The organism is Priestia sp. FSL R5-0597, assembly GCF_038006305.1.
Classification (GTDB): domain Bacteria; phylum Bacillota; class Bacilli; order Bacillales; family Bacillaceae_H; genus Priestia; species Priestia zanthoxyli.
In genome coordinates this window covers 4,040,090-4,051,992 of record NZ_JBBOUZ010000001.1, presented here as the reverse complement: position 1 = coordinate 4,051,992, position 11,903 = coordinate 4,040,090, and the positions used below count along the sequence as shown (strand labels likewise).

Genomic DNA, 11,903 nt, shown 5'->3' with positions numbered 1-11,903 from the left:
TTTGGATATAAATAGAAAGAATAAAGGAGGTGCCTATTTGGCTAAGCTTAAGCTTGTTTACCATCCTAATGAAGTACTTGAACAAGAGTGTGAAGTCGTTAAAAACTTTGATAATAAATTAGCGAAATTACTAAACGGCATGTATGATTTAATGCTTGAAGCAGACGGTGTGGGTCTAGCTGCTCCTCAAGTAGGAGTTCTGCAGCAAGTGGCAGTGGTAGACGTGGACGATCGACACGGTAAAATTGAGTTAATTAATCCGGTAATTATTGAGCAACGAGGCGAACAAATCGGTCCAGAAGGCTGCCTAAGTTTTCCGGGCCTTTTTGGTGACGTGGCTCGAGCTGATTATGTGAAAGTACGTGCGCAAAATCGTAAAGGAAAACCTTATTTTATAGAAGCAAAAGGTTTTTTAGCACGAGCCATTCAACATGAAATTGATCACTTACACGGTGTATTGTTCACGGAAAAAGTAACAAAGTATTACGAAGAGGATGAACTAGAAGGGTAGGTTTTACACGATGAAAGTCGTATTTATGGGAACGCCGGATTTTTCAGTGCCGGTTTTACAAACATTACTTAAAGATGGATATGAAGTGGTCGCAGTGGTTACACAGCCGGACCGACCAAAAGGACGCAAGCGCGTATTAACACCTCCTCCTGTAAAAGTTGAGGCGTTAAAACATGAAATACCTGTACTGCAGCCAGAAAAGATTCGTTTAGAAGAAGAATATCAGCAAGTGTTAGCGTATGAGCCTGACCTAATTGTAACAGCGGCTTTTGGTCAAATTTTACCAACTCCTATTTTAGAAGCGCCTAAATACGGCTGTATTAACGTACATGCTTCTCTGTTACCTGAACTGCGCGGAGGCGCGCCGATTCACTATTCAATTCTACAAGGTAAGCCGAAAACTGGTGTTACAATTATGTATATGGTAGAAAAATTAGATGCAGGTGATATCTTAACACAGGTAGAAGTTCCGATTGAAGAACGTGATCACGTGGGCACACTTCACGATAAACTCAGCGCTGCTGGTGCAAAATTGCTTTCAGAAACCATTCCTTCTCTTGTGAAAGGTGAAATTACGCCGGTTAAACAAAACGATGGCGAAGCGACATTTGCTTCTAATATTAAGCGTGAACAAGAGAAAATTGATTGGGCCCGTACAGGAGAAGAAATTTATAATCATATCCGCGGACTTCATCCTTGGCCCGTTGCTTATACAACAGCAGACGGTCAAGTCATGAAAATTTGGTGGGGAGAGAAACTATCCGCATCAGGCAAACCGGGTACCGTTTTATCACTTGAAGAGGACGGATTTGTAGTAGCAACTGGAAATGAAACAGCTATTAAAGTGACGGAACTTCAGCCGGCTGGAAAAAAACGTATGGATGCAGCGCAGTATTTACGAGGTACATCTGTTGAAGTCGGAACAGTATTAGGGGATGTCAATGAGTAAGTACAACGTTCGAGACATAGCTTTAGATATTTTACTAGCTATTGAAAAAAATCAGGCATTCAGCAATCTATTGTTAAATAACAGTATACAAAAACGTGGTATTCAAGGGAAAGATGCAGGGCTGTTAACGGAAATCGTGTATGGAACGATTCAAAGACGCGATACGTTAGATTACGGGTTAGCCCCTTTCTTGAAAAATCCCAAAAAACTTCAGCCTTGGGTGCGAGTGCTGCTTCGTTTATCTCTTTATCAGATGATGTATTTAGACCGAGTACCTGACCGGGCAATCCTTCATGAAGCAGTAGAAATTGCTAAAAAACGTGGTCACAAAGGAATTGCCTCAATGGTAAACGGCGTTTTACGAAATATTCAGCGCAGCGGCACGCCTTCTTTAGAAGAAATACAAAATCCTGTGGAGCGCTTGGCAATTGAAACGAGTCATCCAGTATGGCTTGTAAAACGCTGGGTGGAACAATATGGATTGGACAAAACACGCGGAATCTGTTTAGCTAATTTAATGGCCCCTAAACAAACAATCCGAGTAAACAGTGCACGCTTTACGCAAAATGAAGTAAAAGAAGCGCTAGAAAAAGAAGGTATTGTTGTAGAACCAGGCCATTTTGTAGAAGAAGCGCTAGAAGTTCAAAAAGGAAATGCAGCTCATACACAAGCATTTCGTGAAGGAATGTTTACCGTTCAAGATGAAAGCTCTATGTTAGTAGCTCATGCACTAGGTGCAGAAGCAGAAGAGCTGATTTTAGATAGCTGTGCTGCACCGGGAGGAAAATCAACTCATATTGCAGAGCAGCTTAAAAACAGTGGTAGAGTTATTTCCTTGGACATTCATGACCATAAAGTAAAGCTGATTGCCCAGCAGGCAGAGCGTCTGCATCTTACCAATATTGAGCCAACGGTTCAAGACAGCCGCAAAGCCGGTGAACAGTTTGATAAAGAAATGTTTGACCGCATTTTAGTAGATGCCCCGTGCTCAGGTTTTGGTGTGATGAGACGTAAACCTGATTTGAAATATACAAAAACTGAGCAGGATGTAAAGCAGCTGGCGCGTATTCAACAAGATATTTTAAATGCGGTTGCGCCTTTATTAAAAAAAGGTGGGACCCTCGTATATAGTACATGTACAATTGATCGGGATGAAAATGGGGATGTTGTAGCAGCATTTTTAGCAGATCATGCTGATTTTCAAAAAGACGAAACGCTTGCTGCACGCATGCCGCAAAGACTTAAACAAAACGTAAAACATGGTGAAATTCAATTGCTGCCAGATGCACAAAGCGATGGATTTTATATTGCATGTTTACAGAAGAAGGTGTAAAAATGGAAGAAGTAGCTAAAAGAAAAGCAAAAGCAGAAGAAAAAACGCAAAAACCATCTATTTATTCATTAGAAATGCACGACCTAGAAAATTGGTTAGTGGAACATGGTGATAAGAAGTTCCGTGCTAAACAAATTTTTGACTGGTTATATGTTAAACGCGTAACGGACTTTGACGATATGTCAAACTTATCTAAAGGATTACGTGAACAATTAAAAGACAAATTTGCATTAACGACATTAAAAACAGTTGTTCAGCAAACGTCTGGAGACGGCACGATGAAGTTTTTATTCGAACTCCATGACGGTTATACGATTGAAACGGTGCTTATGCGTCATGAATACGGAAATTCTGTCTGCGTAACAACTCAAGTTGGCTGTCGCATCGGCTGTACGTTCTGTGCGTCTACTCTTGGAGGTTTAAAGCGTAACTTAGAAGCTGGAGAAATCGTAGCGCAAGTAGTAAAAGTACAAAAAGCGCTAGATGAACAAGGAGAACGCGTGAGCTCTGTCGTAATTATGGGTATTGGGGAGCCATTTGATAACTATGATGAAATGATGCGCTTCTTAAAAACAATTAACAGTGATGATGGATTAAATATTGGTGCACGTCATATCACAGTATCGACAAGTGGAATCATTCCAAAAATCTATAAGTTTGCTGATGAAAAAATGCAAATCAATTTTGCGATTTCACTTCACGCTCCAAACAATGACATCCGCTCACGCTTAATGCCGATTAACCGCGCGTATAAACTTCCTGATTTGATGGAAGCCATTAAATATTATACGGATAAAACGGGAAGACGTATTAGCTTTGAGTATGGTCTATTCGGAGGAGTAAACGATCAAGTAGAGCATGCGGAGGAATTAGCGGATTTGATTAAAGACGTTAAATGTCACGTGAACTTGATTCCGGTAAACTATGTGCCTGAGCGTGATTATGTTCGTACACCGCGTGAACAGATTTTTGCATTTGAACGTACGCTTAAAAAGCGTGGCGTTAACGTGACTATTCGACGTGAGCAAGGTCATGACATCGATGCAGCTTGTGGCCAATTACGTGCGAAGGAGCGTAAAGAAGAGACGAGGTGATTGTATGGCAACTGTCTTCATGACAGACCGAGGGAGAGTTAGACAACACAATGAAGATAACGGAGGGGTATTTTTGAACCAACATAATCAGCTGCTTGCAATTGTGGCTGATGGTATGGGAGGTCATCGAGCTGGCGACATCGCCAGTGAGATGGCGGTTCAAAAATTGCAAATAGCGTGGGAAGAAGCGAACAAAGTAACGTCTCCTGATGAGGCGACGCAGTGGATTCGTACGCATGTTTCGCAAATTAATCAAGATATTTATCGGTATGCTCAGGAGCATGAAGAGTGTAAAGGCATGGGTACGACAGTTGTACTTGCTTTATGCGCCGATACGTTTTGTGCGATTGGTAATATAGGAGACAGCAGGTGCTATATTTCCAATGAATATGGATTTCAACAAGTAACAGAAGATCATTCTCTTGTGAATGAACTCGTAAAAAATGGTCAAATCACAAAAGAAGATGCTGAACATCATCCGCGAAAAAATATCTTATTGCGAGCACTAGGTACCGAAGAAAATGTTAGTTTAGATGTAAAAACAATTGAAGTGGAAAAAGAAGATCGATTATTATTATGTTCAGATGGACTGACAAATAAGGTAACGGAACAAAAGCTGAACGAAACGTTATCAACAAGTTCATCACTTCACGAAAAGGGTACGAGCCTGATTCAATTAGCAAATGAGCTTGGTGGAGAAGACAATATTACACTTGCAATTGTGGACTTTACATCTGAAAGTGGGTGAGAGTGTTGCTAATAGGTAGACGGCTAAACGACCGTTATAAGGTATTGCAAGTAATTGGTGGAGGCGGAATGGCAAACGTCTATTTAGGTCGCGACATGATTTTGGATCGTGATGTGGCAATTAAAGTGCTTCGTTTAGACTTTGCAAGTGACGATGCGTTTATAAAGCGTTTCCATCGAGAAGCTCAATCTGCTACGAGTATTGCTCATCCTAATATTGTCAGCATTTATGATGTTGGAGAAGAAGAAGATATTTACTATATCATCATGGAATATGTACCGGGTATGACATTAAAGCAATACATTCTGCAAGAATCACCATTATCTCTTGATAAAGCCATACATATTATGACGCAGATTACATCAGCTATTGCCCATGCTCATCAGTACGGAATTATTCACCGGGATATTAAGCCTCAAAATATTTTAATTGATCATGATGATACCATTAAAGTTACTGACTTCGGCATTGCCGTAGCACTAAGTTCTACAACCATTACGCATACTAATTCTGTTTTGGGCTCTGTTCATTATTTATCTCCTGAACAGGCAAGGGGAGGGCTTGCGAATAAGCGTTCTGATATTTATTCGCTTGGCATCGTCCTATTTGAATTGCTAACGGGTCGAGTCCCTTTTTCTGGGGAATCGGCTGTGTCAATTGCATTAAAACATTTACAGACAGAAACACCTTCTCCAAAAAGGTGGAATCCATCTATCCCTCAAAGCGTGGAGAATGTTGTATTAAAAGCAACAACTAAAGATCCATTTTACCGATACAGTTCCGTCGAAGAACTCGAAGCGGATTTACAGTCTGCTGTTCATCCAAATCGTTATAATGAACAAAGATTTACGGTGCCTGATGATGAAGAAGTGACAAAAGCCATTCCCGTTATTAAGGAGGATTTTGTTGAATCCGAAGAAACGCACGTACCTGTGAGAAAACCACCTCACTTAGAGCGCGAAGAACAAGAAGAAGAAGAAGTAAAGCCGAAGAAAAAAAAGAAGAAAAAGAAAAAAGGCAAAAGCAAGCTGATTGTAACGCTTGTTTTAATTTTTTTGCTGCTGGCAGCTGCTAGCGTAGCCGCCGTTACATTCATTCCGGCTTTATTACTGCCAAAAGACGTAAAGGTTCCTGATTTACATAATCAAGATTATGAATCAGCTGTAACCGATTTAGTTTCTTTAGGCTTTAAAGTGAAGAATCCTAAAGATATATCTGATAATGAGGTGGAAGAAGGCGACGTGGTTAAAACGATGCCAGAAGCGGGAGACGTGATCAAAGAAGGCTCTAACGTCATTATTTATCGAAGTACAGGAAAGAAAAAAGAAGCATTTAACCGGTACATTGGAAGAAGCTTTACGGAAGTAAAAAGTCTGTTAGAAAAGCAGAATTATAAAGATATCCAATCCATCGAAGTTGAAAGCACAGAACCAAAAGGCAATATTACAGATCAGACGCCTAAAGAAACCGAACAAGTCGTGCCGGAAGATACAACGGTTACGCTATGGGTAAGTAAAGGTCCGCCGAAGATTGCATTAAAGGATTTCTCGGGCTGGACGGAAAAAAGCGTAAAAGATTATGCATCAGATGAAGATATTGAAGTGGACGTAAAAACAGCGTATTCCGACACTGTTGAAAAAGGTCTTGTGATGTCTCAAAAGCCTGCAGCGGAGCAGAGTATTGAGCAAGGTGATAAGCTCACCATTACGGTCTCAATGGGCAAAGAGCCAAAAGCTCCTCAAACGGTGTCAGTGGATGTTACCATTCCGTATAAAGAAGAGGCTGACACCGAAGCAAGCACGGAACAAGGCGGCGCAACGGAAACAGGCGATGCCACTGAAACAGAAGAGGAAAAGCCAAAGCCGCAAAAAGTACAAATTTATATCGAAGATGCAGATAACGATATGTCGGTTCCTGCTAAAGAACTAACGATTACTGAAACAACAAAAGAATCATTCGATGTTTTAGTTGATGAAAATGAAAAAGCGTCTTATAAAATTGTCCGAGACGGGGAAGTTATTGAAGAAAAAGACGTTGAATATCCAGAGTGATAGGAGTGAGGTTATGCCAGAAGGAAGAATTATTAAATCCCTTAGCGGATTTTATTATGTTCTTCATGACGGACAAGTAACGCAATGTCGAGGACGAGGTGTTTTTCGTAAAAAGAAGGTAACGCCTTTAGTCGGTGACAATGTAGTATTTCAGGCGGAAAATAAGCTTGAAGGATATATACTTGAAATTAAAGAACGTAAAAATGAATTAGTTCGTCCCCCAATTTCAAATGTTGATCAGGCGCTGCTTGTTTTTTCAGCGATTGAACCTGATTTTAGTACAATGCTTCTTGACCGATTTTTAGTGTTAGTGGAGTCTAATCATATTGAACCTATTATTTGTATTTCAAAAGTAGATCTTTTATCACAGCAGCAAAAGCAAGAAATCGAGCAATATGCCGAAGAATATCGTAAAATAGGATATGAGGTCATTTTAACGTCGACAGTCACAGAAAAAGGCATGGAACAAATTCAGCCGTTATTTGAAGATCGCGTAACGGTTATTGCTGGACAGTCAGGTGTAGGTAAATCTTCACTGCTAAATACGCTTAAACCAGAGCTTGAGTTAAAGACAAATGATATTTCAATGTCACTTGGAAGAGGAAAGCATACAACACGTCATGTAGAACTGATTTCGTTTGGTGAAGGTTTAGTAGCTGATACGCCAGGCTTTAGCTCACTGGAATTTTTAACGTTAGAAGTAGAAGAGTTGACCGATTGTTTTCCTGAAATGTCGCGTTTGAGTGAACAGTGTAAATTTCGAGGTTGTTTGCATGTGAAAGAACCAAAATGTGCGGTGAAAGAAGCATACGAACAAAAAGAAATTCCGAGTTATCGCTACGAACATTACTTGCAATTTATTGAGGAAATTAAGCAAAGAAAGCCGAGGTATTAAAAATGACAAAAATCGCACCTTCCATTTTATCTGCCAATTTTTCAAAGCTTGCTGAAGAAATTCGTGAAGTTGAAGCAGGTGGAGCAGACTACATCCATATAGACGTCATGGATGGCCATTTTGTTCCTAATATTACAATTGGACCGCTTATCGTTGAGGCTGTACGCCCTGTCACAACACTGCCATTAGATGTGCATTTAATGATTGAAAACCCAGATCAATACGTTCCAATGTTTGCAAAGGCGGGTGCTGATATTTTAACGGTACATGCTGAAGCGTGTACTCATTTGCACCGCACCATTCAATTAATCAAAGAGCACGGCATGAAAGCAGGCGTTGCTTTAAATCCTGCAACGCCAATTGACGTGGTAAAGCATATCTTAGAAGATATCGATCTTATTTTATTAATGACGGTGAACCCAGGCTTTGGAGGACAAAACTTCATTCCAAGTGTACTGCCGAAAATTGAGCAAATCTCTCAGCTTATTGAAATCCGTCACCTTTCTATTGAAGTAGAGGTTGATGGAGGAATTAATGAAGAAACAGCAAGAAAATGTGTAGAAGCAGGAGCAAATGTCTTAGTGGCTGGCTCAGCTATTTATAATCAAGAAGATCGAGCTGGCGCAATCAGCCAAATTCGCACAACTGTTCAAGCGTAAGTAATAAAAGCTGCTGTGTACAACGGGTAGAACTTGTACACAGCAGCTTTTTCTTTTAGGATAAAGAAAACATATTTATTTCGTTCATTTTTTAATAGAAAAGGAGCATATACATAATGAAAATTCATATTCTAGCAGGGGGACCGGATGAACATATGCCACTCCTGCACCAATCAAATGATGTAAAGTGGGTAGGAGTAGACCGGGGCGTATTCCTGCTTCTTCAACAAGACATTTTGCCCGTGAAAGCATTCGGAGATTTTGATTCCATTACAAATGCGCAGCTTAAGCGAGTGAGAGAAGCATTACAAGATGTTGAATTGTATCCTGCGGAAAAAGATGCAACTGATTTGGAACTTGCTTTTGAGTGGGCAATAGAGCAAAAACCGGACAGTATTTGTATCTTTGGAGCAACAGGTGGAAGACTTGACCACATGTTTGGAAGCATTCAGCTCCTGTACAAAGGCTTAAAAAAGAAAGCGAATGTACAAATGATTGACAATCAAAATATCATTCAATTGTTTGAACCAGGCACTTATCATGTTGATCGTTTAAAGGAGTTTCACTATATTTCATTCGTTCCTTTTGCAGGCGGTGTAAAAGAGCTTACGCTAGAAGGTTTCAAATATCCGCTCAATAAGCATGAAGTAGAACTCGGCTCAACTTTATGTATTAGCAATGAACTTATTCAACAAAGAGGTACTTTTTCATTTACAAAAGGCATATTAATGATGGTAAGAAGCAATGATAAACGTTGCTTGTGATGAAGTATGGAAAATGAGAGCAGGACATAGGGCTTTCTTTAAAAGGAGATAAAGTGTGGAGACGGTTAGGAGGGACAGTATGAAATTCTATACAATCAAACTTCCAAAGTTTTTAGGTGGGATCGTAAAGGTCATGCTTAATTCGTTTAAAAAAGATTAACAACGCCGGAATAATAAAAGAAGCACCATAAAATATGGTGCTTTTTCATTATAAAGATTAAACGCGTTGAACTTTACCAGACTTAAGGGCTCTAGCTGAAACGTACACACGTTTTGGTTTACCGTTCACTAAGATACGTACTTTTTGAACGTTAGCACCCCATTTACGCTTAGTAGCGTTCATTGCGTGAGAACGTGCGTTACCTGAACGAGCTTTTCTACCAGTTACTACACATTTGCGTGCCATGATTTTCCCTCCTAACACCAAAAAAACTACTCAATTCTGTTTTGAGAAATACTATATTAATTTATCACAGCCTTAAAGAGAATGCAATAGTTCTGGAGAAAAGCTTTCAAGAAATTTTCCTTGACATATAAAATGAATCTATGTTCAATAATATAGAGAGTAGAAATAGGTATAACTTGGACAATTACTTATTTTAAGACAAGTTGATACCCAATACTGTCATCTTTAAAAGGGACAAGCTGGACGCCTCTTTTAAAACGAGATTGATTATAGTAGAATATTTATAACCTATGAAAGTAGAAAGGGGAACGAGTATGTCCATCGAAATGAAAACGAAGTATGGTCAAATTGATATTTCTACAGATGTAATTGCAACAATTGCTGGAGGAGCAGCTGTTGATTGTTACGGGATTGTCGGAATGGCTTCAAAAAATCAGCTTAAAGATGGTCTTACAGAAATTCTTCGCAAAGAAAACTTTACACGAGGTATTGTGGTAAGACAAGAAGAGGATGACGTACATATCGACATGTACATTATCGTAAGCTATGGAACAAAAATTTCTGAAATTGCTCATAATGTGCAAACAAAAGTAAAATACACGCTGGAACAAACGGTTGGTCTAACGGTTGATTCAGTAAATATTTATGTGCAGGGTGTTCGTGTAACGAACGTTTAATTAAGGAGGAAGATTCGTGTCAATGACAACGTTGGACGGAAAGCGGTTTAGAGAAATGGTGCTTCAAGGAGCCCAGCATCTATCTAACAATGCAGATTACGTGGATGCGCTGAACGTTTTTCCTGTACCAGATGGTGATACTGGAACAAATATGAACTTATCGATTACGTCTGGTGCTAAAGAAGTGAAAAATAAACTATCTGATCACATCGGTCAAGTGAGTCAAGCTTTGTCTAAGGGCTTATTGATGGGCGCGCGCGGTAATTCAGGAGTTATTTTATCTCAATTATTCCGCGGTTTTGCGAAATCGGTTGAGCAAAAGTCAGCGATTACAACAGTTGAGTTTGCTGAAGCTCTTGAGCTTGGTGTAGAAACTGCTTATAAAGCTGTTATGAAACCAATCGAAGGAACCATTTTAACAGTAGCTAAGGATACTGCTAAAAAAGCAGCGGCTGTTGCTAAAAAGCAATCTGATATGATTCTGTTCATGGAAGAAGTACTTAAGGAAGCTAATGCTTCGTTAAATCGCACGCCAGATCTTTTACCCGTGTTAAAAGAAGTAGGCGTAGTGGATAGCGGAGGTCAAGGGCTTGTTTTAATTTATGAAGGGTTTTTAGCTGAATTAAAAGGTGAAAAACTTCCGGGTGTACCCATGTCAGCTCCTTCGATGAATGAACTTGTAAATGCTGAGCATCATAAGCATGCGCAAAGCCATATGAATACAGAAGATATTGAATTTGGCTATTGTACAGAATTTATGGTAAGGCTGGAAGAGGATAAGCCCGCAGCTAAAACATTTTCTGAAGAAACGTTTCGCCAAGATTTAAGTAAATGGGGCGACTCGTTGCTTGTAGTATCTGATGATGAAATTGTGAAAGTTCATATTCACGCCGAGCATCCTGGAGAAGTGTTAAACTACGGGCAGCAATATGGAAGTTTAATTAAAATGAAGATTGAAAACATGAGAGAACAGCATAGCAGCATTGTTTCAGATGAAGAAAAGCCTGCAGTAAAAAAGGCTGAAAAACAGCCCTTTGGCATTGTTACTGTATCAATGGGAAAAGGAATTGCTGAATTGTTCAAGAGCCTTGGGGCAACGGTTGTCATTGAAGGCGGACAAACAATGAATCCAAGTACGGAGGATATTGTCAAAGCGATTGAAGAAACAAATGCAGAACAGGTACTTATTTTACCTAATAACGGAAATATTGTAATGGCTGCTAACCAAGCGGCTGCTGTTGCGGGCAGTCACGTTTCGGTTGTCCCGTCTAAAACGGTTCCTCAAGGAATGACAGCGCTGCTATCATTTAATCCTCAGCAAAGCTTAAAAGAAAACGAGGAAGCAATGACAGAAGCTCTGCAGCACGTAAAAACAGGGCAAGTAACGTATGCAGTTCGCGATACAAATATTGATGGTCTTGAATTAGCTAAAGGCGATTTTATGGGTATTGCCGAAAAGAAAATCGTCGTAAAAGATTCAGAGAAATTAGAAGCAGCGAAAAAGCTATTGACTTATATGATTGATGACGAAGCGGAAATCCTTACGATTCTTCAAGGAGAGGATGTCTCAGACGATGAAGCTGAAGCGCTAACATCGTTTGTAGAAGAAACGTTTGAAGAAGTTGAGGTAGAGCTTCATAAAGGAGATCAACCTTTATATTCTTACATTTTTGCAATTGAATAACAAAAAAAGAAGCACTCCTCTCAAGGGGCGCTTCTTTTTTTGTGTTTTTTAAGTTAAATACGAACTATTTTATTTTTACATGTTGTAATCGTTCGTTATATTAGGTATATTAGTTGAAAAGAACCCGTTTGT

13 protein-coding genes are annotated in these 11,903 nt (G+C 39.6%); 12 read left to right on the top strand and 1 reads right to left on the bottom strand.

Features of this window, described 5'->3' with window-relative positions:
* Positions 1–37: 37 nt before the first annotated feature.
* The 10 genes from def (at position 38) to spoVM (ending at position 9,164) form a co-directional block, all read left to right on the top strand.
* Positions 38–511 carry a peptide deformylase gene (gene def / locus MKX72_RS21420; protein WP_013084828.1) on the top strand — a complete coding sequence of 158 codons (474 nt, stop codon included), beginning with the start codon at positions 38–40 and terminating at the stop codon, positions 509–511.
* Positions 512–521: 10 nt separating this feature from the next.
* Positions 522–1,460: a methionyl-tRNA formyltransferase gene (gene fmt, locus MKX72_RS21415; protein WP_034265281.1), complete on the top strand. Its 939-nt coding sequence runs from the start codon at positions 522–524 to the stop codon at positions 1,458–1,460.
* On the top strand, positions 1,453–2,793 hold the full coding sequence (gene rsmB / locus MKX72_RS21410; protein ID WP_028411454.1) for a 16S rRNA (cytosine(967)-C(5))-methyltransferase RsmB: 1,341 nt from the start codon (positions 1,453–1,455) through the stop codon (positions 2,791–2,793). Before fmt ends, rsmB begins: the two co-directional genes overlap by 8 nt.
* A gap of 2 nt (positions 2,794–2,795) precedes the next feature.
* Positions 2,796–3,887: a 23S rRNA (adenine(2503)-C(2))-methyltransferase RlmN gene (rlmN, locus tag MKX72_RS21405; RefSeq protein ID WP_028411453.1), complete on the top strand. Its 1,092-nt coding sequence runs from the start codon at positions 2,796–2,798 to the stop codon at positions 3,885–3,887.
* A 4-nt stretch (positions 3,888–3,891) separates the two neighbouring features.
* Positions 3,892–4,635: a Stp1/IreP family PP2C-type Ser/Thr phosphatase gene (locus MKX72_RS21400; RefSeq protein WP_028411452.1), complete on the top strand. Its 744-nt coding sequence runs from the start codon at positions 3,892–3,894 to the stop codon at positions 4,633–4,635.
* A gap of 5 nt (positions 4,636–4,640) precedes the next feature.
* Positions 4,641–6,686: a Stk1 family PASTA domain-containing Ser/Thr kinase gene (gene pknB, locus MKX72_RS21395; protein ID WP_033579838.1), complete on the top strand. Its 2,046-nt coding sequence runs from the start codon at positions 4,641–4,643 to the stop codon at positions 6,684–6,686.
* A gap of 13 nt (positions 6,687–6,699) precedes the next feature.
* Positions 6,700–7,581 (top strand): ribosome small subunit-dependent GTPase A, encoded by an 882-nt coding sequence (gene rsgA, locus MKX72_RS21390; RefSeq protein WP_013058917.1) that lies wholly within the window; start codon positions 6,700–6,702, stop codon positions 7,579–7,581.
* Between the two features lie 2 nt (positions 7,582–7,583).
* Entirely contained in the window at positions 7,584–8,240 is a 657-nt protein-coding gene (rpe, locus tag MKX72_RS21385) for a ribulose-phosphate 3-epimerase (protein WP_013058916.1), read from the top strand.
* Positions 8,241–8,356: 116 nt separating this feature from the next.
* The gene (locus tag MKX72_RS21380; protein ID WP_028411450.1) at positions 8,357–9,004 is read left to right on the top strand and encodes a thiamine diphosphokinase; all 648 of its coding nucleotides are present in this window, start codon (positions 8,357–8,359) and stop codon (positions 9,002–9,004) included.
* 79 nt (positions 9,005–9,083) lie between these two features.
* On the top strand, positions 9,084–9,164 hold the full coding sequence (spoVM, locus tag MKX72_RS21375) for a stage V sporulation protein SpoVM (RefSeq protein ID WP_016765421.1): 81 nt from the start codon (positions 9,084–9,086) through the stop codon (positions 9,162–9,164).
* A gap of 57 nt (positions 9,165–9,221) precedes the next feature.
* Here the strand turns inward: spoVM and rpmB are convergent, their stop codons facing one another.
* Complete coding sequence (rpmB, locus tag MKX72_RS21370; RefSeq protein ID WP_013058914.1) at positions 9,222–9,410, bottom strand: 50S ribosomal protein L28; 189 nt, start codon at positions 9,408–9,410, stop codon at positions 9,222–9,224.
* 314 nt (positions 9,411–9,724) lie between these two features.
* On the opposite strand from rpmB, the gene MKX72_RS21365 reads away from it, so the two are divergent.
* Both MKX72_RS21365 and MKX72_RS21360 read left to right on the top strand, forming a co-directional pair.
* Complete coding sequence (locus MKX72_RS21365) at positions 9,725–10,087, top strand: Asp23/Gls24 family envelope stress response protein (RefSeq protein ID WP_013058913.1); 363 nt, start codon at positions 9,725–9,727, stop codon at positions 10,085–10,087.
* A 16-nt stretch (positions 10,088–10,103) separates the two neighbouring features.
* Positions 10,104–11,771 (top strand): DAK2 domain-containing protein, encoded by a 1,668-nt coding sequence (locus MKX72_RS21360; protein ID WP_028411449.1) that lies wholly within the window; start codon positions 10,104–10,106, stop codon positions 11,769–11,771.
* Positions 11,772–11,903: the final 132 nt, after the last annotated feature.